Here is a 23,325-nt window from a genome sequence, read left to right as displayed (position 1 = left end):
GAGGTGCCGATCCCGGGCGAACAGCGGCCCGAGATGCCGAGATTTCGGAACCTCGGCGGCACACCTCGGAACCTCGGGCGCACCCGAGAACCCCGGGGGTGGCGGGTACCCTCTCCCTCGTGAACGGTGCCGGTGTCCTCGACGAATCCGGGCGGCTGCGGCTCCTCGGCTCCGGGGTGACGGGTGCCGCGTTCGCGGTCGTCCTCGTCATGCTCGTGCTGTCGTCGTGGACCGAGGCGACCACCACCGTCCTGGTCTCCGTCGGCATCCCGTCCGCGGCGGCAGGTGCCGCGATCGCCGTGTACCTGCAGCTCCGGTCCTGGCGGGCCGAGGGCGGGTACGAGAACTCGGTCCTGGTCCGCGACTGGGTCGCCGAGGGCCAGATCCCGGTCGGAGTACCCGCCGAGCTGTGGATCCCGCTCGTGCAGGCGCAGGCCGACCGCGAAGGAGCCGGCTGGGGCAAGGTCGTCCTCGGCACGCTGTGGATCGCGATGACGTGGTCGATGCGTGACCAGCACGACGCCCTCATCACGACGATGTTGATCCTGCTCTGGGCCGGCATGGTCCTGTGGGCGGCGGTGTGGGTCATCCCCCGCGCTCGAGCGGCCCGTGCGCTGCTCCGCCGCGGCGTCTCCACGATCGGCTGAGCGACCGCGCGGGACCATCGGCTGAGCGACCGCCGGAACCCGCTGACTACGCTCGGCGGCATGCAGAGTCGCACCCTCGGTCGCACCGGCCGCGAAGTCTCCCCCATCGGTCTCGGTACGTGGCAGTTCGGCGGTGACTGGGGTCCGGTGAGCGAAGCGGACGCGAACGCCGTGATGGACGCCTCGGTCGAGTCCGGTGTCACGCTCTTCGACACCGCCGACGTGTACGGCGACGGTCGCAGCGAGCAGCTCATCGGTTCATGGCGCGCATCGAACCCCGACGTGCCGTTGACGGTCACGACGAAGATGGGGCGCCGCGCCGAGCAGGTCCCGGCGAACTACGTCGCAGCGAACTTCCGCGAGTGGGTCGATCGCTCCCGCACGAACCTGCGGCAGGACACGCTCGACCTGGTGCAGCTGCACTGCCCGCCGTCCGAGGTCATCGGCGACGACGCCGTGTACGACGCCCTCGACGCGCTGGTCGCAGACGGCTCGGTCGCCGCCTACGGCGTCAGCGTCGAGACGGCCGACCAGGCACTCGCCGCGATCGCCCGGCCCGGCGTCGCGAGCGTCCAGATCATCCTCAACGCGTTCCGGCTCAAGCCGCTCGACCGCGTGCTGCCGGCGGCCCTGGAGGCAGGGGTCGGCATCCTCGCGCGCGTCCCGTTGGCCTCGGGGTTGCTGTCCGGCAAGTACACGACGGAGACGTCGTTCGCCGAGGGCGACCACCGCAACTACAACCGCCACGGCGAGGCCTTCGACCAGGGCGAGACGTTCAGCGGTGTGGACTACGACGACGGCGTGCGCGCGGCACAGACCTTCGCAGCGTCGCTGCCGGACGCCGTCTCGGTGCCGCAGGCGGCGCTCGCCTGGGTCATCGCGCAGGACGGCGTGACCGCGGCGATCCCCGGAGCCCGCAACCCGGAGCAGGCCCGGTCGAACGCGGCGGCCGGCGACCTGCCGGAGATCGACGGCCTGGACGCCACGGTGCGCGACCTCTACGACACGTGGTTCCGCGCCACGGTCCACGACCGCTGGTGAGGACCCGCGTCGTCGCGGTCGCGGTGGCCGCACTCCTGCTGCTGTCGGGCTGCGCAGCGCCGGGGGCGGGGATGTCGCGCGACGCTCCGCCCTGGCCGCGGCCGACCGACCTGTCCGCCCGTGCCGACGCGGCGGGGCTGCGGAACGTGTGGGGCGAGCGGCTCGCCGAGCACGTCCACACCCACCTGACGATCCTCGACGGCGACACCCCGGTGACGGTCCCGGCGAACATCGGGCACTCGGACCGGGGGAAGTTCGCCGCCGAGATCCACACGCACGACACCTCGGGCATCGTGCACGTCGAGTCCCCCACCGAGCAGACGTTCACGCTCGGTCAGTTCTTCGACGAGTGGGGCGTCTCGCTCGGCCCGGAACACGTCGGTGGCCTGCGCGGTGAGCTCACGGTGTGGGTGGACGGGCGCCGGACGATCGGCAACCCACGCTCCATCGAGCTGACGAACCGGCGCGAGGTCGTCCTGATCGTCACGACGATCGGCGAGGTCCCGCGCCTGCCAGCCCCGTTCGACTGGCCGCCGCAGTACGGCTAGCGAGCACCGCACCGCCCCCGCTCACGCCTCCTTCGGCGCGACCCACGCCAGGTCGAGCTCCCACTGCTCCACCGAGCCGGCCGGCAACTGCCACACGTACTCGTTCTTGAGCTTCTTGCCGTCCTCGCGGAACGGCCCCGTCCGGTACGGGTAGAACGCCACCGTCGGCAGCGTGCCGGGCGGCGCCGTCCGGATCGCGTTCGAGAAGTCCTTGTTCAGCCGCCGCAGTTCGGCGATGACCGCGGGGCGCGCCGCGTCCGAGTCGAAGGACCCGGCGCCCGCAGCGAGCTGGAACGCGATGTGCAGCTGGCGGTCGCCCCGGTCGTCCTCGTAGCTGATGAGCCGGTGGTTCTCGACGGCCTCGAGCAGCTCCGGGTCGCCGTAGACCACGTCGCGCACGACGTCGGGTGCGACGACCGCGCCGTTGTAGTCGACGGACAGGTCGGACCGGCCATAGTGGAACAGCAGCGGCAGGTCGAGCTCGGCTGCGTCGGCGAGTTCGTCGAAGCCGTGTGCGCGGAGCGTCTGCCGCAGTGGACGCATCCGCACGACGTGCCCGCGGTCATGGATGTTGTACCGGATCCGCGGGCTGATGTTCTCGGACCGGGTGATCGTGACGACGAGTTCACCGAGTTCGTTCGTCTCGATCAGGTACCCGAACGGGTTGAACTGGAACACCATAGGCAGCACGCCGTACTCGGCCTGCTTCGTCAGCGCGGCGGACAGCTCGGGCGACGCCGCGATCGCCCGGCGCAGCTGCACGCTGAACGGCGTCTCGATGCCGAGGTTGATCTCCAGGTCGCTCGCCCCGTACGAGCCGAGGACGGCCTGTGCGTACTGCTCGATGTGGGCGCGCATGTTCTCGCTGATGCCCTCGCCACCGAACGCCGCGACGATCGTGTACTCGCTCCAGTCGATCCGGTCGTCCTCGAACAGCGCCTTCAGGAACGGCGGGTAGCTGCAGATGATGTACGTGAAGTCGGTGCCGAACTCGCGCATCGTCTGCACGATCTTGTCGCGGTCGGGCCCGATCGACTTGATCATCGACGACTCGGTGAGCGACGCCGTCACGTTCATGCCGGTTGCCCACGCCCCGAGCGAGAACGCGTTGAGCACGAACGGCTGCTTCGGCAGGTCCTTCGCGGTGCGCGAGAACCCGAGCTGCAGCAGTTGCCGTGTGGCCTGGCGTTCGTCGGGACCGCGCACCCAGCTGGTCGGCGTGCCGCTCGACCCGCTCGACTCGTCGACGACGACCCCGCGCCGTGGCAGCCGTCCGTCGACGCAGCGCTCGGGGATGCTCCACCGCTTGACGTACGACTCCTTGTCCATCTCGGGCAGCCCCGAGATCGCTGCGGCGATCCCGCCACGCGTGTCGAGACGGAACGGACGGGAGGCCCGCCCCGCCTCCGCCAGGAAGGCCCCGTACGCAGGCACCCGCTTCGCAGCCCGCTCCACGGTCCGCCAGGCACGCCAGCGTCCGAGGGTCCAGCGGAGCGGTTCGATGCCCGGCGTGAGCAGGAGCTTGTGGGTGCCGACCCGCGGCATGAACAGCGCCACGAAGGTCTCGACGACCCAGACGACCGAGAACACCGCCGCGCGCTTCACCGTGCACCCCCGACCGTCATCGCGGCCGCCGGTCTACGGTGTGCCAACGGCGGTGGCGCGCTGTGCCCGAAGCGGAACAGCATCCACGCCATCCGGCCGTCGGACTCGTCGACGCCGGCCTGTTCGACGAAGGCCGCGTGCGACCGCGGGTTCGTGATCACGGTGCCGAACGGGTGCAGGGCGATCCCCCGCGCGGTGAACTCGAGCCAAATCCGCATGAACACCCGGCCGGCCTCGACGTACTCGGCCGGCGTGCGGAACGGCCCTTCGAGCCAGCCGAGCTGCCGGACCCCGCGCATGGTCGACAGGTACACGCGCTTGAAGACCCCGCCGACGCCGGGGGCTTCCCACAGCCCGCGGTGCTCCATCGCGAACCGGAGCACCGGTCCGGGCATGAGCATCGTCTCGGCTGACAGACCGTCGCCGGTCGTCGCGGCCTGCCGCTTCGAGAACCGCAGCCAGTGCAGGATCTCGTCGTGCACGGCGTCGTGCTGCAGGTCGTCGAACAGCGTCTCCTGGTTCACCCGCACGATCTCGTCGACGGTCGCCCGGTCGGACGTGGTGCGGAAGCGCTGCCCGGCTGCCGACGCGATGGCGGACGCGGCCTCGATCGCGGAATCGTCCACCAGGGTGGCGTCGTAGGGCCTGCGTGAGGTGCGCCGCGCGAGGAAGCGACCCAGGGCCTCCCGGTCGTCCGCCGTGACCGCCCGCGGACGCAAGGTCACGCTGCCCAAGCGGTGCAGACCGTCATCGGCCGCGCCGTCCAGCCGGCCGAAGTCCATCTCGGCGTGGTCGAGCCGTTCCTGCACGGAGAAACCGTGCGCCCGGGCGACGACCTCGAGCCCCGCCAGGAACACCCCCGCGCAGACGTGCCCGAACGGGATGCCGAAGGACTCCGCCGGCAGCCCCCGTCGCAGGTCGTAGAACACGGTCGCGGTGCGGTCGTCCTCGACGCGCACGACGATCGGTTGCGAGTTGTGCGGCGACGGGTAGTGTCGCGCGTCCTCGATGATGCCGGTCCACGGTGATGCCATCGGTTCCCCCTCGGTGGTCTCTGGCACCGATCATACGAACCCCCTCCGACGCCCATGCCGCTGCCGGCATGCGGGGTCGCCGCGACCTGCGTAGCCTGCTGCCATGGGCACGATCCGGACCGGCACCGACCTCGCCGCGGTCGAGGACGTCGTCGCGGGCATCTCCGCCCACGGTGAGCGGTACCTGGACCGGCTCTTCACCGTGCGGGAGCGTACCGACGCGGGCGACGACCCGGAGCGTCTGGCGGCACGGTTCGCGGGCAAGGAAGCGGTGGTGAAGCTCCTCCGCCCCGCGCCGGAACAGGCGATCCCGCTGCGCGACGTGGCGATCGTCCTCGACGACCGCGGGGCGCCGACGGTCGAGCTAACCGGGGCCGCCGCCGCGCTGGCCGAGTCGGTCGGGTGCGGCCCGATCGCGGTGTCACTCGCGCACGAGCGGGGGCTGGCCGTGGCGACGGCGGTCGCGCTGTCCGACCGCTGACGGGGCGCACCGGCACCACCGCCCGCGCCACCCTGTACCACCGCACAGGGGCGTCGGACGCCGTGCGGTTTCGCGCACCCGCACGGCGGTTTCCCGAGGCCCGGTCTTCCTTATCGTTGCCGTCATGGACCAGGAACCACAGCTCTCCAGCACGACCGCATCGACGGCGACCACGACCGCGACGCTCGCCGACCCGGCGATCGAGCAGGCCGTCCGCCGCGCCCTCGCCGACCACGGGCGCCTGACCGTGGACGCGCAGGACGTCGCCTCGATCGCCGACCTGTACGCGCTCGGGCTGTCGTCGCACGCCACGGTGAACGTCATGCTCGCCGTCGAGTCCGAGCTCGACGTCGAGTTCCCCGACTCGGTCCTGAACCGGTCCACCTTCGCCACCGTCGAGTCGATCGTGGCCGCTGCGGAGCTCGCCTCGTGACCCTGACCATGGCGGCGACCGCGGTCGTCGACCGGTTCGCCGAGCGTGCCGCCGCCGTCGCCGCGGTCGCTGCGCAGTTCGCGGACGAGGTCGACCGCGACGCCCGTCCGCCGCGCGAGGCCATCGCTGCGATGCGCGAGTACGGTCTGCTCGCCGCTGCCGTCCCCGCCGAGCACGGTGGCGAGGGCGCCTCGGTGTCCGAGCTCTCCGCGATCGCCACCGAGCTCGGGCGTGCCTGTGCCGCCACCGGGATGGTCTTCGCGATGCACCAGGGCCAGGTCATGGCGCTCTGGCGGCACGGCGGCGACGGTGCCGGCGTGCTCGAGACCATCGCCGCGGTCCGCGACGGCGCACTCGTCGCCTCGGCCACGACGGAGCGCGGGGTCGGTGGCGACGCCCGTCGTTCCACGTGCTCGATCGAGGCCACCGACGACGGCCGGATCCGCCTGCGCAAGGACGCGCCGGTGATCTCGTACGCCACCGAGGCCGACGCGGTGTTCGTCACCGCCCGCCGCGACCCGGACGCCCCGGCCTCCGACCAGCGGCTGCTCATCTGCCGGACCGACTCGATGGTGCTGTCGCAGACCTCCACCTGGGACACCATGGGGCTGCGCGGGACCTGCAGCAACGGCTGGATCCTCGACACCGAGACCACCGTCGACCGGGTGTTCCGCGACGACTACGCCGCCATCTCGGCGCAGACGGTCCTGCCGGTCTCGCACGTGCTCTGGGCCTCGGTGTGGCTCGGCATCGCCGCCTCGGCGAGCGAGCGCGCCCGGACCGCCGTCCGCAAGCAGGCCCGCGCCGCGATCGGGACGACCCCGCCCGGAGCACTCCGGCTCGCCGAACTCCTGGTCGACCTGCAGGCCCTCGCCGACTCCGTCCGGCACGCCGCCGAGCGGTTCGACGCCGCTGCCGACGACCCCGAGGTGCTCGCCTCGAGCGCCTACGCCCTCGCCGCGAACGCCCTGAAGATCGGGGCGTCCGAGCGCGTCACCGACATCGTCACGAAGGCGATGCGGATCGTCGGGATCGCGGGCTACGCCGCCTCAGGTCCGATGAGCATCGCCCGACACCTCCGAGACGCCCACGGTGCCGCCGTCATGGTGAGCAACGACCGTCTCCTCAAGAACGACGCCGACCTGGCCCTCATGACGGGAGTGATCCTGTGACCATCACGGACCCCACCACCACCACGACCAGCACGACCAGCCCCACCGCTCCGGACCTCGACGCCGCCCGCGCCGCACTCCGTGCCCGCCTGCTCGCCGACCGCGTGCTCATCGACCTCGGCTCCCCCGGGCTGTACGGCCGCACCGGCGTGTTCGAGCGCGTGTACACGGCCGTCGACGCCGCAGCCGAGCGCAGCCAGCATGACCTCGACGCCGAGGTGCTGCGGTTCCCGCCGGTCGAGCCGCTCGCCGCGTTCGAGCGCACCGACTACATCGCGTCGTTCCCGGACCTCGCCGCGTCGATCTCCGGCTTCACCGGCGACGACCGCACGCACCAGGCACTGCTCGCCGCCCGCGAGCGCGGTGAGCGCTGGGAGGGCTTCCTCGAGCCCGCCGACCTCATGCTCACCCCCGCGGTCTGCCACCCGGTGTACGGCCTGGTCGGCGACACGATCCCGCAGGAGGGCCGCTTCTTCGACATCGTCGGCGACTCCTTCCGCCGCGAGCCGTCGCTCGACCCGATGCGCCTGCAGGCCTTCCACATGCACGAGTTCGTGCACATCGGCACGCCGGCGTCGGCCCAGCAGCACCGCGACGGCCGGATCCCGGTGATGCGCGAGCTGCTCGAGTCGTTCGGGCTCGAGATCGACGTCGTCCCCGCCAACGACCCGTTCTTCGGCCGCGTCGGGCAGATGCTCGCCCGCAACCAGGTCGAGCAGGCGCTCAAGTTCGAGTTCGTCACGCCGGTCTACGGCGACGACCACCCGACCACGGCGATCAGCTCGGCGAACCTGCACGAGGACCACTTCGGCACCTCGTTCGGCCTCCGCACCGCCGACGGCGAGGTCGCCCACAGCGCCTGCATCGCCTTCGGCCTGGAGCGCATCACCATCGCCCTGTTCGCCGCACACGGCACGGACGTCGACGCCTGGCCGGCGTCGGTCCGCGCGGCACTCGAGCTGTGACGACGCTGCACGGATGGTCCGGTTCGCCGGCCGTCCGCGCCGCCGTGCAGCTGCCGCCCGCGGCGCGGGCCGGCGTCGTCATCTGCCCGCCACTGGGTCAGGAAGGCGTGATCGCGTACCGCACGCTCCGCCTGCTCGCAGACCGCCTGGAGGCCCGTGGTATCGCCTCGGTGCGCTACGACCCGTCCGGACGTGGTGACGGCGCACCCGACACCGACCCCGACGCGCAGGTCCGGTCCGCACGCCACGCGGCCGCCGTGCTCCGCACGTCGGGAGTGCAGCGCGTGGCGTTCGTCGGGCTCGCCTCCGCAGCCCTCGTCGCCGCGGCCGCCGCGGAGGACACCGACGCCCTGCTCGTCTGGGACGCCCCGGCGTCCGGTCGGGGCTGGCTCCGTCGGCAACGTGCCCTCGCGACGATCACGATCGGCAGCGAGCGGATCGTGGACGGCGTCGAGAGCCTGATCGGCATCGAGGTCGAACCCGACGAGGCGACGGCGCTCTCCGCCCTCGCCTTCGCGCCGCGCACCGGTCCGACCGTGGCGTTGGTGCGGCCCGAGACCCGCGCGCCGAAGGCCCTCGGACCCGTCGAGACCGTCGAGGTGCCCGGCAGCGCCGAGTTGCTCGACGGCACGAGCATCCACGCCCGGATCCCCGGAGCCGCGGTCGACCGAGCCGTCGCCTGGCTCGACGCCTGGGCGCCGACCGCTGCGGCGCCGGTGGTGCCGCCCGTGCTCGACGAGGTCCTGGACGTCGACGGCCGCGTGTCGGAGCGCATCGTCCACCTCGGCCCCGACGCGTTGTTCGCCGTCGAGACCGTGTCATCCGCCCAGCACCACGACGCCCCGCTCGTCGTCCTGCACAACGGCGCCGCCGAACACCGGGTCGGTGCCACCGACTACCAGGTCGACCTCGCCCGTGCCCTCGCGCGTGACGGCGCCCGCGTCGTCCGGGTCGACCGCCGTGCCACCGGCGAGAGCACCAGCGTGCGCGAGGACGAACGCAGCTTCCTCTTCGCCCAGGAGTGGGTGGAGGACCAGTCCGCCGTCGTCGCCGACCTCGGCACCCCTTCGGACCGCCTGGTGCTCGTCGGCATGTGCGCCGGCGCGTGGCTCGCCGGTCGGTCGGCGGACGAGGCTCCGCGCCTGGTCGTCGAGATCAGCCCGAACGACTACCGCCGGCAGCCGGCGGCCCCCGGCAGCTACGAGGACGCCGTCCGCGCGGTCGACGCGCCCTCGGCACGTCGACTGTGGGTCCGTCGGCGGTACAACGCCGTCGTGCCGAAGGCCCTGCGCGAGTGGATCGCGCGGCGGGACCGCGTCGGCGGCGTCGTCGAGCACGTCCGGCCGCTCGTGGAGCACGGCACCGACGTCGTCGTGATCGCCGCCCCGGACGACGCCGCGCTGTTCGACCGGCTCGGCGGACAGAAGGCCCTGCGCCGCTACGGCGGTGTCGGTCGGCGCGGTTCGGTGTCGATCGTGCGGGTCGAGGACGGCGACCACTCGCTGTTCTCCCCCGTGATGCGTCGCGCCGTGCGCGCCGAGGTGCGCTCCCGCGTCGCGGCGACGTTCCCCGTCCCCGCCTGACCCGTCGACCCGCTCCGGTGCGTGTGCATCGAGCGACGTTCCACGAGCGGATCGACTCGTGGTCTGTCGCAGTGTGCGCACGCATCAGGTGCGTGTGCATGTTCCGACGATCCACCGGTCGATCGACGCGTGCTTCGTCGGAACATGCGCGCGCAACGACAGCCCGCGCGAGCGTCAGGCGAGTGCAAGCTCGCGCGCCACGGCGTCCGGGTGCTCGACGTGCGCGAAGTGCCCGCAGTCGTCGAGCAGCACCGTGCGGACCTGCGGCACGAGCTCCCGAAGGGCCTCGAGGTCCGAGACGCGCGCGAACACGTCGTCGCGCCCGGCGATCGCGGTGACCGGGCAGGTGATCCCCCGCCAGCGGCCGAGGTCGTAGCCCGCAGCGGTCCGCGCCGCGTCGGTGAACCGGGTCGGCCGGAGTTCCCGAACGAAGGCGTCGAGGACACTGCGGTCGAGGCGTCGCACGTGCGTGAACACCGGCGCGGCGAGCAGCGGCAGCAGCCCGACGCGGGACAGCGCCCGGAGCATCTGCCGCGCGGCCTCGCCGGTGATCGACAGGCCCGCACGCAGCAGGGTGAACGACGGCAGCGTCCGGAGCCCTCGGAGCGGGTGCCGTGCGGCGTCCGCGGTCGCGACGGTCGTGCCGGACACCAGGGCCACCGAGCGCACGAGCCGGGGCGCGACGACCGCCAGGTGCATCCCGACGAAAGCCCCCATCGAGTGCCCGACGACGTCCACCGTCGTGATCCCGAGTGCATCCAGCACCGTGACCAGCGACACGGTCACGTCGTCGAGGTCGAACGCACCGCTCGGCGCCGGCGACGATCCCCATCCCGGCAGGTCGACGAGCACGAGGCCACGGTCACCGACGCCGCGCGCCGCGGTCAGCAGCGGGGTCCACGTCGACCAGGAGCCCGCGACGCCGTGCAGCAGCAGGAGCGGGTCGGGACCCGGGCGGTGGTGCACCACGACGGGTCCGGCGGGCGTCAGGACCTCGGTGCGCCGGAGGTGCCACGTGGCGGGCGTGGGCGACACCGGGTAGGGGGCGTAGGCCTCGGTGGTGACCACACGGTCACGTGCATCCGTGTCGATGGCGTGCACCGGGCCTCCTGTCCGCTGTCGACGCGGATGCGTCGCAGGAGGGATTCGGAACGCTAGCCGACCGGGACGGGTGCGGTGCAGGCGGCGAGGCGGTCGAGCGCGGCCTTGTACTCGGCGACGTCGCGCTGCAGGCCGGGCTCGGTGATGATCGAGGCCTTGATGCGGCCCTGCACGTCGATGACGAAGGTCGCGCGGGTGGCGAAGCCCTTGTGCTCGAGGAAGACGCCGTACTCCTTCGAGACCGCGCCGTGCGGCCAGAAGTCGGCGAGGAGCTCGAAGTCGTAGCCGTTGAGCTCGGCGAAGGAGCGGAGCGTCGCCTTGGAGTCGACCGAGATGCCGATCAGCTCGACGCGCTGGTCCTGGAACATCGCGACGTTGTCCTGCAGGGCGCAGAGCTCGTTCGTGCAGTTCGACGAGAACGCGAGCGGGAAGAAGACGAGTGCGACCGGGCGGTTGCCGCGGAAGTCGCTGAGTCGGACGTGCTCACCGAACTGGTTCGGGAGCTCGAAGTCCGGCGCGAGAGAGCCGATCTCGAGAGCCATCGGGACGTGTGCTTCTTCCTCGGGTGTGGGGTGTACCCGTCGGGTCCGTGCGCACGCGGGTCGCGTGTGCACGATCGGCCATGCTACGCCGACCGCACCCGAATGCAAGCACCCGCCACGTGCACCGCACCATCAGCATCACCGTCGGTGCTGGGGCCTAGAGTGGACGGGGCCCCATCCGGTCGTGACCCGACCACCGGAGCCACCATGTCCACCACCACGAGAACGAACGAGGTCAAGGGTGACGGTGAACGACCAGGACCCGTACAGCACCGGGGCGAACGACCAGGACCCGCAGGAGACCGCCGAATGGCGTGAGTCCCTCGACGGATTGGTCCAGACCCACGGACACCAGCGCGGTCGCGAGATCATGCTGAGCCTGCTCAAGCGGTCCAAGGAACTGCACCTCGGTGTGCCGATGGTCCCGACGACGGACTACGTGAACACCATCGCGCCGGAGAACGAACCCGAGTTCCCCGGCGACGAGGAACTGGAGCGCCGGTACCGCCGGTGGATCCGCTGGAACGCGGCCATCACGGTGCACCGCGCGCAGCGTCCGGGCATCAGCGTCGGCGGCCACATCTCGACGTACGCGTCGAGCGCCGCGCTGTACGAGGTCGGCTACAACCACTTCTTCCGCGCGCAGGACCACGCGTCCGGCGGCGACCAGGTGTTCTTCCAGGGCCACGCCTCTCCCGGCATGTACGCCCGCGCCTACATGGAAGGACGTCTCGGCGAGGACCAGCTCGACGGGTTCCGGCAGGAGAAGTCCCACGCCGGTGGCGGACTGTCGTCGTACCCGCACCCGCGGCTGATGCCGCACTTCTGGCAGTTCCCGACCGTGTCGATGGGCATCGGCCCGATCAACGCGATCTACCAGGCGCAGCAGGCCAAGTACCTCACCAACCGCGGCATCAAGGACGCTTCCGACCAGCAGGTCTGGGCGTTCCTCGGCGACGGCGAGATGGACGAGGTCGAGTCGCGCGGACAGCTCCAGGTCGCCGCGAACGACGGCCTCGACAACCTGAACTTCGTGATCAACTGCAACCTGCAGCGGCTCGACGGTCCGGTGCGCGGCAACGGCAAGATCATCCAGGAGCTCGAGGCGTTCTTCCGCGGTGCGGGCTGGAACGTCATCAAGGTCGTCTGGGGGCGTGAGTGGGACGACCTGCTCGCCCGCGACACCGAGGGCGCGCTGCTCAACCTGATGAACCAGACGCCGGACGGCGACTACCAGACGTACAAGGCCGAGAACGGCGCGTACGTCCGCGAGAACTTCTTCGGGCGCGACCCGAAGGCGCTCGAGCTCATCGAGGGCTACAGCGACGACCAGGTCTGGAACCTCAAGCGCGGTGGCCACGACTATCGCAAGGTCTACGCCGCGTTCAAGGCCGCGACCGAGCACAAGGGCCAGCCGACGGTCATCCTGGCGAAGACGGTCAAGGGCTACGGCCTCGGCCCGAGCTTCGAGGGCCGCAACGCGACCCACCAGATGAAGAAGCTCACGCTCGACAACCTCAAGCAGTTCCGCGACGAGATGCGCATCCCGATCTCCGACGCGCAGCTGGAGGAGAACCCCTACACGCCGCCGTACTACCACCCGGGCAACGACGACGAGGCGATCCAGTACATGCACGAGCGTCGTCAGGCGCTCGGCGGCTACGTGCCGGAGCGTCGGACCAAGTACACCTCGATCACCCTCCCCGAGGACGCGAAGTACCAGGTCGTCAAGAAGGGCTCCGGCAAGCAGGAGATCGCCACCACCATGGCGTTCGCCCGGCTGCTGAAGGACCTGCTCCGCTCCCCGGACTTCGGCAACCGCGTGGTGCCGATCATCCCGGACGAAGCGCGCACGTTCGGCATGGACGCGTACTTCCCGACGGCGAAGATCTACAACCCGAACGGCCAGCACTACACTTCGGTCGACCGCGAGCTGCTCCTGGCGTACAAGGAGAGCCCGCAGGGCCAGATCATCCACGTCGGCATCAACGAGGCCGGGGCCATGGCGGCGTTCACCGCGGTCGGCACCTCGTACTCGACGCAGGGCGAGCCGCTCATCCCGGTCTACGTCTTCTACTCGATGTTCGGGTTCCAGCGCACGGGTGACGCCATCTGGGCCGCCGGCGACCAGATGACCCGTGGCTTCATGATCGGCGCCACCGCCGGTCGCACGACGCTGACGGGCGAGGGGCTGCAGCACGCCGACGGCCACTCGCTGCTCCTCGCGACGACGAACCCCGCCGTGGTGTCGTACGACCCCGCGTACGGGTACGAGATCGGGCACATCGTGCAGGCCGGCCTCGACCGGATGTACGGCACGAACGAGGACGGCTCGCCCAAGCACAGCGACCCGAACGTCATGTACTACCTCACGGTCTACAACGAGCCGATCGTCCAGCCGGCCGAGCCCGAGGGCATCGACGTCGACGGCATCGTCAAGGGCATGTACCTGCTCAAGCCGAGCGAGCACGACGGCCCGAAGGCCCAGCTGCTCGCTTCCGGTGTGGCCGTGCCGTGGATCCTCGAGGCGCAGCAGCTCCTCGCCGAGGACTGGGGCGTCTCCGCCGACGTCTGGAGCGTCACGAGCTGGGGTGAGCTGTACCGCGACGGTCTCGACGCGGAGCAGCACGCGTTCCTCAACCCGAACGAGTCGCCGCGCACGCCGTACGTCACCGAGCGCCTGCTCGCCACCGAGGGGCCGGTCGTCGCCGTCAGCGACTTCATGCACCAGGTGCAGGAGCAGATCCGCCCGTTCGTGCCGACCGACTACGCCACGCTCGGCGCCGACGGCTTCGGCTTCTCGGACACCCGTCCGGCCGCTCGCCGCTTCTTCCACATCGACGGCCCCTCGGTCGTCGTGCGGACGCTGCAGCAGCTCGCCCGCCAGGGCAAGGTCGACGGCGCACTCGTCCAGCAGGCGATCGACAAGTACCGCCTGCACGACGTGACCGCCGGCACCACGGGCAGCGCGGGCGGCGAGAGCTGATCAGCAGGTGACGCCCGTCCAGCCGGACACCGAGGGCCTGTCGAAGGCCCAGAGCCAGGAGAGCGCGCGCGAGCGGGCGCTCTCCTGGCTCCGTCAGGTGTCCGGAGAACTCTCCACCGCCACGATCAAGCGGCTCGAGGACACCCTCCCCTGGTACAGCGAGATGCCGCCGGGGCGCCGCTCCGCCGTGGGCCTCGTCGCCCAGGCGGGCATCACCTCGTTCATCAGCTGGCTCGAGGGCACCGCGTCGACGCCGTGGATCGCCGCGGCCGACGTCTTCGGTTCGGCCCCGCGTGAGCTGCTGCGCTCGGTGAGCCTGCAGCAGACCCTGCAGCTCATCCGCGTGGTCGTGACCGTGGTCGAGGAACGCGCTGCCGACGACGAGATGCTGCAGGAAGCGATCCTGAAGTACTCGCGGGACATCGCCTTCGCGGCGGCGGACGTCTACGCCCGGGCGGCCGAGGCCCGCGGGCTGTGGGACGCCCGACTCGAAGCGCTCGTGGTCGACTCGATCCTGTCGGGCGAGTACGACGACGAGCTGCCGTCCCGCATCGCCGCCCTCGGGTGGCACGGGCACGGCGAGGTCGCGGTGCTCGTCGGCACGGCACCGAAGCAGCTCGAGGTCGACCAGGTCCGCCGCACCGCCCGCCACATGGACGCCGACGTGCTCGTCGGCGTGCAGGGCTCGCGGCTCGTCGTGGTGATCGGGCGCTCGACCCCGCGGGACGACGTCCCCGAAGGAGAGGACCCGGTCTCGTTCACCGCCATCGCGCAGGCCCTCGAACCGCTGTTCGGCGAGGGCCACCTGGTGCTCGGCAACGAGGTCCCCGGGGTCGTCGACGCCTCGACCAGCGCGAAGGCAGCCCTCGCCGGGTTCGCCGTCGCGCGGGCATGGCGCGGGGTCCCCCGTCCGGCGCTGGCCGACGACCTGCTGCCCGAACGTGCCCTGGCCGGCGACCCGCTCGCCCGGTCCGCCCTGGTGCAGCGGATCTACGTGCCGCTCAAGGACCAGTCCACCGAGCTCCTGCAGACCCTGTGGTGCTACCTGGACACCGGTCGGTCGCTCGAGGCCACGGCGCGCGAGCTCTTCGTGCACCCGAACACCGTCCGCTACCGCCTGCGCCGCGTCGCGGACATCATCGGGTGGGACGCCACGCACGCTCGGGACGCCCTGATCGTGCAGTCGGCCCTGATCCTCGGCGCGATGTCCGAATCGGCCACGGGTCGTCGCCGCATCACCCCTCGCCGGTAGGGAACCGACAATGTCACGCGGGGTTTCGTGTGGGAAGCCCACACGGGCCCCGCGGTGCATGAGCGACAGGATTGTCCGGTGATCGTCGTCGTCGCGCCCGGACAGGGCTCCCAGACCCCCGGCTTCCTCGCCCCCTGGCTCGAGGACGCCGCCGTTCGTGAACGTGTCGGGCAGTGGTCCGAGTCGATCGGGGTGGACCTCGCCGCACACGGCACCACGTCGGACGCGGACACCATCAAGGACACCGCACTCGCGCAGCCCCTCATCGTCGCCGCCGGTCTCGTGACCGCCGACGCGCTGCTGGCCGACGGCCGCCGTGCGCTCGTCGGCGGGGTCGCCGGGCACTCGGTCGGCGAGTTCACCGCCGCCGCGGTCGCCGGGGTCCTCGAGCCGACCGACGCCGTGTCGCTCGTCGCCGAGCGAGGCCGGGCCATGGCGGACGCCGCTGCCCTCGAAGCGACCTCGATGGCCGCCGTGCTCGGTGGCGACGCCGACGCGGTCGCCGCAGCACTGCAGTCCCACGGGCTCGTCCCCGCGAACCACAACGGCGGCGGCCAGACCGTCGTCGCCGGCACGGCCGCCGGCATCGCCGCGCTCGTGGCGGACCCGCCCGCCAAGGCCCGCGTGGTCCCGCTCGCGGTCGCCGGTGCGTTCCACACCCACTTCATGGCCCCCGCGGTCGAGCGCGTGGCCCCGGTCGCCGCGGCCGCCACGGTGCACGACCCGACCCTGCCGATCTGGACCAACGCCGACGGTTCACGGGTCGACGACGGTCGCCGGTTCGTCGACCTGATGGTCCAGCAGATCGCGAGCCCCGTGCACTGGGACGCCGTGATGGAGTCGTTCGGGGCCGCCGGCGTCACCGGCATCATCGAGCTCGCGCCGGCCGGCGCCCTGGTCGGGCTCGCTAAGCGCGGCCTGCGCGGTACGCCGTCCGTCGCCATCAAGACCCCCGAGGACCTGCCCGCAGCGATCGACCTGCTGCAGCGCGCAGACCAGGAAGCAGACGCCACCGCATGACCGAACGTCCCGCACTCTCCCAGCGCCGCGGCCACGAGTTCACCCGGATCCTGGCCTTCGGCGCCGCCCGCGGCGAGAACGTCGTGCCGAACGACGACCTGGTCGGCCCGATCGACTCGTCCGACGAGTGGATCCGCCAGCGCACCGGGATCATCACGCGCAAGCGTGCCGGCAAGGACGTCGAGGCCGTCGACCTCGCCGAGGCCGCCGCGCGCGAGGCGATCGAGAAGGCCGGCCTGTCCCCCGACCAGATCGGTGTCGTGCTGGTCAGCACCGTGACGCACACCGTCGCGACCCCGTCGATCGCGTCGCTGCTCGCCGAGCGAATCGGCGCGACGCCCGCCGCCGCGTACGACATCAGCGCCGCGTGCGCCGGGTACGCCTACGGCATCGCCCAGGCCGACTCGTTCATCAAGTCCGGCCTCGCCGACCACGTCCTGGTCGTCGGTGCCGAGAAGCTCAGCGACGTCGTCGACCCGACCGACCGCTCGATCTCGTTCCTGCTCGGCGACGGTGCGGGCGCGGCCGTCGTCGGCCCGAGCGACTTCCCCGGAATCGCCCCGACCATCTGGGGCTCGGACGGCTCGAAGTGGGACGCCATCGGCATGACGGCGACCTACAACGAGTGGGAGGCCGGCGCGCCCCGCCCGACCATGCGCCAGGCGGGCCAGACGGTCTTCCGCTGGGCCGTGTGGGAGATGGTGAAGGTCGCCCGCGAAGCGCTCGAGACCGCCGGTGTCCGACCGGAGGACCTCTCGGCGTTCGTGCCGCACCAGGCGAACATCCGCATCATCGACGAGTTCGCGAAGCAGCTCGGCCTGCCCGAGTCGGTCACGATCGCCCGTGACATCACCACCACCGGCAACACCTCCGCCGCGAGCATCCCGCTCGCCACCCACCGCCTGCTCGAGGAACACCCCGAGCTGTCCGGCGGGCTCGCCCTGCAGATCGGCTTCGGTGCCGGGCTCGTGTTCGGCGCCCAGGTCGTCGTCCTGCCCTGATCCCACCCGGCCGCGCATCCCGCGCGGCCAGCGACCACCCCGACGAGTCTCCGGGCGCGAGCACGCTGCGTGCCCTAGGCTGGTCCACGGTCAAACGACACCCCCCTCAAGGAGAAACTCATGGCCCTGTCCAACGAAGAAGTCCTCGCCGGCCTGGCCGAGCTGATCAACGACGAGACCGGTATCGCCACCGACACCGTCGCCGCCGACAAGTCCTTCACGGACGACCTCGACATCGACTCCATCTCGATGATGACCATCGTGGTCAACGCCGAGGAGAAGTTCGACGTGAAGATCCCGGACGAAGAGGTCAAGAACCTCAAGACCGTGGGCAACGCGGTCGACTACATCGTCAAGGCCCAGGCCTGACACGAGCTTCCTGAGCGCCGCGGCCAGCGGTCACCGTCGGCCGCGGCGCTCATCTTGTTCCCCAACGAAAGAACCGTCGTTCCATGACCAAGAAGACCGTCGTCGTCACCGGGATCGGTGCGATCTCACCCCTCGCCGCGACTGCCCCGGAAACGTGGGACGCGCTGCTCGCCGGCAAGTCCGGCATCACCCGCATCGAGGACCCGCGCTACGCCGAGCTCGAACTCCCCGTGGAGTTCGCCGGCCAGGCACGTCGGTTCCTCACCGACCAGCTCACCCGCCCCGAGTCGAAGCGCCTGGACCCCTCGTCGCAGCTGTCGCTCGTCGCGGCGCGTGAGGCGTGGGCCGACGCCGGCATCGACGCCGAGTCCGTCGTCCCCGAGCGCCTCATCGTCGACTGGGCGACCGGCATCGGCGGCGTGAACACCCTGCTCGACGCCTGGGACACCCTGCGCGAGAAGGGCCCGCGTCGGGTCCTGCCGATGACGGTCCCGATGCTCATGGCGAACGGTCCGGCCGCTGCCATCGAGATGGAGTTCGGCGCCCGTGGTGGCGCCCGCACCTACCTGTCGGCGTGCGCCTCGTCGACCGAGTCCCTGGCCGAGGCGTACCGCCACGTCGCCGACGGGGACGCCGACATCGTCATCACCGGTGGCGCCGAGGCCGCACTGCACCCGCTGCCCCTGGCGGCGTTCGCGGCGATGCAGGCCCTGTCGCGCCGCAACGACTCCCCCGAGACCGCGTCGCGTCCGTACGACGTCACCCGTGACGGCTTCGTCCTCGGTGACGGCGCCGCGGCGCTCATCCTCGAGTCGAAGGAGCACGCCGAGGCCCGCGGTGCGACCATCTACGCCGAGGTCGCCGGCGCCGGCATCACCTCGGACGCGTTCCACATCACGGCACCGGACCCCGAGGGCAGCGCGGCCGCCCGTGCGGTCCTGCAGGCCCTCGACCACGCCGGAGCCAGCCGCGAGGACGTCGTGCACGTCAACGCGCACGCCACCTCGACCCCGGTCGGCGACGTCGCCGAGTACCACGCCATGCGTCGCGTCTTCGGGGACCACCTCGACGACATCGTCGTGTCGGCGACCAAGGCGTCCACGGGGCACCTGCTCGGTGGCGCCGGTGCGATCGAGGCCGCGTTCACGGTCCTCGCGCTGCACAACCGTGTCGCGCCGCCGACGATCAACCTGAACGACCAGGACCCGGAGATCGTCATGGACGTCGCGCGCGAGCCGCGCGCGCTGCCCGACGGCGACCTCCTCGCGGTGAGCAACTCGTTCGGTTTCGGCGGCCACAACGCCGTGGTCGCGTTCCGCAGCGTCTGATCCGTCACACCCTGCCAGGAGGCCCGTCCCGCGTCGTCGGGGCGGGCTTCCGTCATGTGTGTTGCCGGCTTCAGTGCCGCGAAGGCGACAGTTCGCGGCCACACGTTCACGACCGCACCGCCAAAGCGACAGTCTGCGGCCGAATGTTTGCGGCACAGTGTCGCTTTCGCGAAACGGCCGAGACGCCGGCGTGCTGCGAGCCCGGGTCAGCCGACGCGGTGCAGCCAGACGACGGGGTTGCCCTCGGCCGCGTGCCGGAAGGGCTCGAGCTCGTCGTCCCAGGCCTGTCCGAGCGCGAGCCGGAGCTCACGGTGGAGTTCGAGCGCGTTGCTGCCCGCGACCTCCATCGCGTAGCGGACGCGGTCCTCGGGAATGACCATGTTCCCGGTCACGTCGGTCTGCGCGTAGAAGACCCCGAGGTCAGGCGTGTGCATCCAACGGCCGCCGTCGGACTCGGTCGTCGGCTCCTCGGTCACCTCGTAGCGCAGGTGCTCCCAGCCGCGCAGCGCGGAGGCGATCGCGGCACCGGCACCGACCGCACCGGTCCAGGTGAACTCGGTCCGCCGGGCACCGTCCTGTGCCGGCTGGTCGAGCCACGAGAAGTTCACGGCGCGGTTCATCGCGCGACCTGCTGCCCATTCGACGTGCGGGCAGAGCGCGCGGGGTGAGGAGTGCACGTAGAGCACTCCTGTCGTCGTTCCGTTCACGGTTCCTCCGATACGTCAGGTGCGACTTCCCCATCGACCTGGTGCGGAGGATCCGAGCGGCTGCGAGCCACGGAACCATTCGGTATGCGATTGTGATGTCCCGACAGGACACGCCCATTATGCAGCGTTCCGGCTGGGAACGGCAAGGACCCCGCCGAGCGTGGTCCGGTTCAGTGCAGGACGGTGCCCGCAGCGTCGACGGGGTGCCGCTCCCCCGCCGTGATCGGCACGGGTACGCGGTTCTCGGCCGGCGGGATCGGGCAGGCGAACTGGTACGAGAACGCGCAGGGCGGCAGCACGAGCAGGTTCCAGTCGAGCTCGACCGGGCCCGCGGTGCCGGGGTCGTCGAGGTACAGGAAGCGGCCCATCGAGTAGGTGCTGCCGGGGTCGTCCTCGGCGAGGGCGCTCGTGGCGTCCTGCACGATGAGCTGCAGCCGCGGAGCACCCCGGAACGCCGCGGACCGGACCGCGACGAACCGCATGGTCGTGCTGCCGACGGCCGTCTCGATGTGCCCGGCGACCGGCAGGGCGTCGCCGGCGGCGTCGAGGACGCTGCCACGGGCCTCCCGGTCGTCGCCCGCACCCGCGTCCAGCGGGACGTACGTGCCGGAAGCCACCCAGTCGTCGGACCGGTCGAACCGGGCGATGCGCGCGAAGCGGTGGATCGGCTCCGCCGCGGGGTCCCAGACGCGCAGCGTCGAGCCGGACACCGTGCCCGCGAAGCCGTCGGGGAACGCGACGGCGGACGGGACCACGGCGGTGTCACCGGCGACGAGCACCGTGCCGTCCACCGGGACGCCGTCCACGACGACACCGTCGGTCGCGGCGGCCGTCACCGTGAGGCCACCGACCGTGGGTGCCCAGGTGCCGGGGACCGGCCACACCGGCTGCGGGTGGTCGACGTGCTGGGCGTTCACGAGGGCCAAGGGGCCACGAGGCCCGCGTGCCCAGCGATCGCGTTCCGCGACATGGTCGGCGAAGTCGGAGGCGGCGTCCGTCACGCCAGCTCCTGCCGCGGGTAGATGACCTTCTGCACGATGATGATGATCGACGCGGCGACGGGCAGGGCGACCAGGGCGCCGAGCACGCCGCCGATCGTGCCACCGGCCACCGCGGCGATGACCACGAGGGCCCCGGGCACCTGCACGGCACGCGACATGATGCGCGGCGAGATGAGGTACGCCTCGACCTGCATGTAGACGAGGTAGTAGATCGCCGCTGCGAGGGCGGTCGCGGGCGACGCGAACAGGCAGAGCAACGAGATGACGACCGCGGCGCCGAGGGTGCCGACGAGCGGGATGAGCGAGCCGAGGAACGCGAACGAGGCCAGCAGCACGGGCAGCGGCGCACCGATGATGAGCAGGAACACCAGGCTCAGGATGCCGTTGATGAGCGCCTGAGACACCTGGCCGACGACGTACCGACCGACCGCCTGGGTGATCTGCTCGCTGACGTCGATGAAGTTCTCGCGGCGCGACGCCGGCACGAACCGGTACGCCGCACGCTTCATGCCCCGCATCGACGCGAGGAAGTAGAGCATCAGGATGAGGACGATCAGCACGCCGGTGAGCCCCGACAGGATGCCGCTACCGACCGCCAGGATGCCGCCGCCGACGCTGAGCAGGTTGCCCGGGTTCTCGACGAACGACTGCACCGACTCGAGCGCGTGGTCGATGTCGAACGACCCGGCGAACTGCTTCGACAGGTCCTGCACCCACTGCTGCTTCGAGATGTCGTCGACGACCTCGGGGAAGTTCTGGATCAGGTTGGTCGCCTGCTCGACCAGGATCGGGACGACCGCGAAGACGACCCCGGCGAACGCCGCCAGGACGCCCACGACGACGACGGTGATCGCCGCCCACCGCGGGATGAGCCGCTCGAGGAACGAGACGAGCGGGTCGATGCCGAGCGCGAGGAAGAGTGCGACCCCGATGTAGACGAGGACGGTGCTGAGCTCGCCGATGATGGTGCCGGCGAGCAGCGCGACGAGCACCCCGATGGCACCCATGAACCCGATGCGGAAGGCGTTGACGCGCACGCCGGTGCCACCACGGTTCACCTGGAACGTGACGTTCGGCGTCGGACCAGCTGCGTCGTGGTCGTCCTCGCGCTTGCGTTTCATCTGCACGTAGGGCGGGCGGGACTTGAACCCGCGAATCGTTCGGTTATGAGCCGACTGCCTTGACCAGCTTGGCTACCGCCCCTCGACGACCGTCAGGCCACCGGTTCCCCACGATACAGCGCCTCGAACGTCGTGAGCGTGCGGTTGATGTCGTGTGCCTCGATCATGGCCAGACTGCGCTCCCGCATGGCCGTGTACTCCGCTTCCGACGCCGTGAGCACCGCCTCGAGCTTGGCGGCGAGGTCGTGTTCGTCGCCGGGGGTGAACAGGTACCCGTTGCCGTCGATCAGGTGGGGCAGCGCCATCGAGTCCGCGGCGACGACCGGCAGCCCGGACGCCATGGCCTCGAGCGACGAGATGCTCTGCAGCTCGGCGGTGGAGGGCATCGCGAACACCGTGCCGTTCGTCAGGGCGGTGCGCTTGGCCTCGTCCGAGACGAACCCGAGGAACCGGACGCGGTCCTCGAGCCCGAGTTCCTTCGCCAGGGCGGTCAGCTTCGGGATCATCTCGCCGTCGCCGACGATCGTCAGGGTCGCCGCGAGCGAACCGGGCAGCAGCGCCACGGCCCGGACCAGCACGTCGAGGTTCTTCTCCGGCGCCACGCGGCCGACGAACACGATGTCGTTGTTGACCGGACGGCCCTCGCGCGCCACGTACCGCGACGCGTCGATCCCGCACGAGATCGCGAGCACCCGCTGACCGGCGATGGCCTTCCGCAGGTAGTCGGCGGCCAGGTTCGTCGGCGTCGTGATGGTGTCGGCGAGCCGGTAGGTCTTCGCGGCGTCGCTCCACGCGATCTTCAGCGCGATGGGCAGCGTCCACTTGCCGAACGGCGTGTACTCGAGCAGGTTCTCGGGCATGAAGTGGTTCGTCGCGATGACCCGGATGCCGCGCGCGTTCGCCTCGGGGACGATCCCGCGACCGATGACGACGTGCGACTGGATGTGCAGGACGTCGGGCTTCACGGCGTCGAGGATCGGGCCGGTCCACTTCTTGACGCTCCACGGCCACACGAAACGGAGCCAGGCGTGCAGCGGCCACTTGTACGACTTCAGGCGGTGCACGACGAGGGTCACGCCCTGGTGCTCCTCGTCGAAGGTGCCGTAGTTGCGGCTCGAGGCCGGGGCGACGACGTGGACCTCGTGCCCGCGCTCGGCCAGGCCGACGGCGAGCTGCTCGGCGAAGGTGGCGGCGCCGTTGACGTCCGGCGGGAAGGTGTCCGCGGCGATCAGGATGCGCAAGGGTCGGTGTCCGCCCGTCGCACCCGTCGGTTCGGCGGTGGCGGTGGTGACGTCTCCTGACACGGCTGGCGTCGTCCTCTCGTGGGCGATTGCTGGTCGGACTGCCGACGGTACCGCACCTGGTTCCGCGGCCGCGTCAGCCGCGCG

The 23,325-nt window shown here is 71.2% G+C and carries 22 protein-coding genes and 1 tRNA gene; 14 read left to right on the top strand and 9 right to left on the bottom strand.

Annotation, left to right across the window (positions count from 1 at the left end; genetic code table 11):
- Positions 1 to 119 precede the first annotated feature (119 nt).
- From ACIPV1_RS01295 to ACIPV1_RS01285, 3 genes are read left to right on the top strand one after another with little or no spacing between them, the layout of a single operon-like run.
- Positions 120 to 647: a hypothetical protein gene (locus ACIPV1_RS01295; RefSeq protein WP_111085686.1), complete on the top strand. Its 528-nt coding sequence runs from the start codon at positions 120 to 122 to the stop codon at positions 645 to 647.
- 60 nt (positions 648 to 707) lie between these two features.
- Entirely contained in the window at positions 708 to 1,688 is a 981-nt protein-coding gene (locus tag ACIPV1_RS01290; protein ID WP_131920437.1) for an aldo/keto reductase, read from the top strand.
- The gene (locus tag ACIPV1_RS01285) at positions 1,685 to 2,236 is read left to right on the top strand and encodes a hypothetical protein (RefSeq protein WP_402725616.1); all 552 of its coding nucleotides are present in this window, start codon (positions 1,685 to 1,687) and stop codon (positions 2,234 to 2,236) included. Before ACIPV1_RS01290 ends, ACIPV1_RS01285 begins: the two co-directional genes overlap by 4 nt.
- 21 nt (positions 2,237 to 2,257) lie before the next feature.
- Here the strand turns inward: ACIPV1_RS01285 and ACIPV1_RS01280 are convergent, their stop codons facing one another.
- Both ACIPV1_RS01280 and ACIPV1_RS01275 read right to left on the bottom strand, forming a co-directional pair.
- Positions 2,258 to 3,841: a phenylacetate--CoA ligase family protein gene (locus ACIPV1_RS01280; protein WP_402725615.1), complete on the bottom strand. Its 1,584-nt coding sequence runs from the start codon at positions 3,839 to 3,841 to the stop codon at positions 2,258 to 2,260.
- Positions 3,838 to 4,875 carry a hypothetical protein gene (locus ACIPV1_RS01275; protein ID WP_402725614.1) on the bottom strand — a complete coding sequence of 346 codons (1,038 nt, stop codon included), beginning with the start codon at positions 4,873 to 4,875 and terminating at the stop codon, positions 3,838 to 3,840. The genes ACIPV1_RS01280 and ACIPV1_RS01275 overlap by 4 nt, the downstream gene beginning before the upstream one ends.
- Before the next feature lie 103 nt (positions 4,876 to 4,978).
- Between ACIPV1_RS01275 and ACIPV1_RS01270 the strand changes: the two genes are divergently transcribed.
- From ACIPV1_RS01270 to ACIPV1_RS01250, 5 genes are all read left to right on the top strand, one after another.
- Positions 4,979 to 5,356, top strand: coding sequence for a holo-ACP synthase (locus tag ACIPV1_RS01270; RefSeq protein WP_402725613.1), 378 nt, complete (start codon positions 4,979 to 4,981; stop codon positions 5,354 to 5,356).
- A gap of 124 nt (positions 5,357 to 5,480) precedes the next feature.
- Positions 5,481 to 5,789 (top strand): acyl carrier protein, encoded by a 309-nt coding sequence (locus ACIPV1_RS01265; protein ID WP_402725612.1) that lies wholly within the window; start codon positions 5,481 to 5,483, stop codon positions 5,787 to 5,789.
- Positions 5,786 to 6,961 (top strand): acyl-CoA dehydrogenase family protein, encoded by a 1,176-nt coding sequence (locus ACIPV1_RS01260; protein WP_207895428.1) that lies wholly within the window; start codon positions 5,786 to 5,788, stop codon positions 6,959 to 6,961. The genes ACIPV1_RS01265 and ACIPV1_RS01260 overlap by 4 nt, the downstream gene beginning before the upstream one ends.
- Positions 6,958 to 7,926, top strand: a complete 969-nt coding sequence (locus ACIPV1_RS01255) for an amino acid--[acyl-carrier-protein] ligase (protein ID WP_402725611.1) — start codon at positions 6,958 to 6,960, stop codon at positions 7,924 to 7,926. Before ACIPV1_RS01260 ends, ACIPV1_RS01255 begins: the two co-directional genes overlap by 4 nt.
- Positions 7,923 to 9,509 carry an alpha/beta fold hydrolase gene (locus tag ACIPV1_RS01250; protein WP_131920444.1) on the top strand — a complete coding sequence of 529 codons (1,587 nt, stop codon included), beginning with the start codon at positions 7,923 to 7,925 and terminating at the stop codon, positions 9,507 to 9,509. The genes ACIPV1_RS01255 and ACIPV1_RS01250 overlap by 4 nt, the downstream gene beginning before the upstream one ends.
- 174 nt (positions 9,510 to 9,683) lie before the next feature.
- On the opposite strand, the gene ACIPV1_RS01245 is transcribed toward ACIPV1_RS01250, so the two are convergent.
- Together ACIPV1_RS01245 and ACIPV1_RS01240 are read right to left on the bottom strand one after the other, a co-directional pair.
- Complete coding sequence (locus ACIPV1_RS01245; RefSeq protein ID WP_402725610.1) at positions 9,684 to 10,610, bottom strand: alpha/beta fold hydrolase; 927 nt, start codon at positions 10,608 to 10,610, stop codon at positions 9,684 to 9,686.
- Positions 10,611 to 10,663: 53 nt separating this feature from the next.
- Positions 10,664 to 11,152 carry a peroxiredoxin gene (locus ACIPV1_RS01240; protein WP_111085695.1) on the bottom strand — a complete coding sequence of 163 codons (489 nt, stop codon included), beginning with the start codon at positions 11,150 to 11,152 and terminating at the stop codon, positions 10,664 to 10,666.
- A gap of 241 nt (positions 11,153 to 11,393) precedes the next feature.
- Here ACIPV1_RS01240 and aceE point away from each other — a divergent pair, with 241 nt between their 5' ends.
- The 6 genes from aceE (at position 11,394) to ACIPV1_RS01210 (ending at position 19,108) form a co-directional block, all read left to right on the top strand.
- Positions 11,394 to 14,138, top strand: a complete 2,745-nt coding sequence (gene aceE / locus ACIPV1_RS01235; RefSeq protein ID WP_123292581.1) for a pyruvate dehydrogenase (acetyl-transferring), homodimeric type — start codon at positions 11,394 to 11,396, stop codon at positions 14,136 to 14,138.
- Between the two features lie 37 nt (positions 14,139 to 14,175).
- Complete coding sequence (locus ACIPV1_RS01230; protein ID WP_111085717.1) at positions 14,176 to 15,390, top strand: CdaR family transcriptional regulator; 1,215 nt, start codon at positions 14,176 to 14,178, stop codon at positions 15,388 to 15,390.
- A gap of 78 nt (positions 15,391 to 15,468) precedes the next feature.
- Complete coding sequence (locus tag ACIPV1_RS01225) at positions 15,469 to 16,410, top strand: ACP S-malonyltransferase (protein WP_123938255.1); 942 nt, start codon at positions 15,469 to 15,471, stop codon at positions 16,408 to 16,410.
- On the top strand, positions 16,407 to 17,411 hold the full coding sequence (locus ACIPV1_RS01220) for a beta-ketoacyl-ACP synthase III (RefSeq protein WP_402725609.1): 1,005 nt from the start codon (positions 16,407 to 16,409) through the stop codon (positions 17,409 to 17,411). The genes ACIPV1_RS01225 and ACIPV1_RS01220 overlap by 4 nt, the downstream gene beginning before the upstream one ends.
- A gap of 120 nt (positions 17,412 to 17,531) precedes the next feature.
- Entirely contained in the window at positions 17,532 to 17,780 is a 249-nt protein-coding gene (locus ACIPV1_RS01215; protein WP_017886710.1) for an acyl carrier protein, read from the top strand.
- 83 nt (positions 17,781 to 17,863) lie between these two features.
- Positions 17,864 to 19,108 (top strand): beta-ketoacyl synthase, encoded by a 1,245-nt coding sequence (locus tag ACIPV1_RS01210; RefSeq protein WP_123292578.1) that lies wholly within the window; start codon positions 17,864 to 17,866, stop codon positions 19,106 to 19,108.
- Positions 19,109 to 19,314: 206 nt separating this feature from the next.
- Here the strand turns inward: ACIPV1_RS01210 and ACIPV1_RS01205 are convergent, their stop codons facing one another.
- From ACIPV1_RS01205 to ACIPV1_RS01185, 5 genes are all read right to left on the bottom strand, one after another.
- Positions 19,315 to 19,815, bottom strand: a complete 501-nt coding sequence (locus tag ACIPV1_RS01205; protein ID WP_235035923.1) for a DUF3145 domain-containing protein — start codon at positions 19,813 to 19,815, stop codon at positions 19,315 to 19,317.
- 170 nt (positions 19,816 to 19,985) lie between these two features.
- Complete coding sequence (locus tag ACIPV1_RS01200) at positions 19,986 to 20,816, bottom strand: DUF1684 domain-containing protein (protein ID WP_402725608.1); 831 nt, start codon at positions 20,814 to 20,816, stop codon at positions 19,986 to 19,988.
- A complete protein-coding gene (locus ACIPV1_RS01195) occupies positions 20,813 to 21,937 on the bottom strand; it encodes an AI-2E family transporter (RefSeq protein WP_207896192.1) in 1,125 nt (374 codons plus the stop codon). Before ACIPV1_RS01195 ends, ACIPV1_RS01200 begins: the two co-directional genes overlap by 4 nt.
- 7 nt (positions 21,938 to 21,944) lie before the next feature.
- Positions 21,945 to 22,019, bottom strand: a tRNA-Ile gene (locus tag ACIPV1_RS01190).
- Between the two features lie 10 nt (positions 22,020 to 22,029).
- Positions 22,030 to 23,241 carry a glycosyltransferase gene (locus tag ACIPV1_RS01185; RefSeq protein ID WP_131878906.1) on the bottom strand — a complete coding sequence of 404 codons (1,212 nt, stop codon included), beginning with the start codon at positions 23,239 to 23,241 and terminating at the stop codon, positions 22,030 to 22,032.
- Positions 23,242 to 23,325: the final 84 nt, after the last annotated feature.

The sequence above is a fragment of the Curtobacterium sp. NPDC089991 genome, from assembly GCF_044748425.1.
GTDB lineage: Bacteria > Actinomycetota > Actinomycetes > Actinomycetales > Microbacteriaceae > Curtobacterium.
This window is presented reverse-complemented; position numbering and strand designations above follow the sequence as displayed.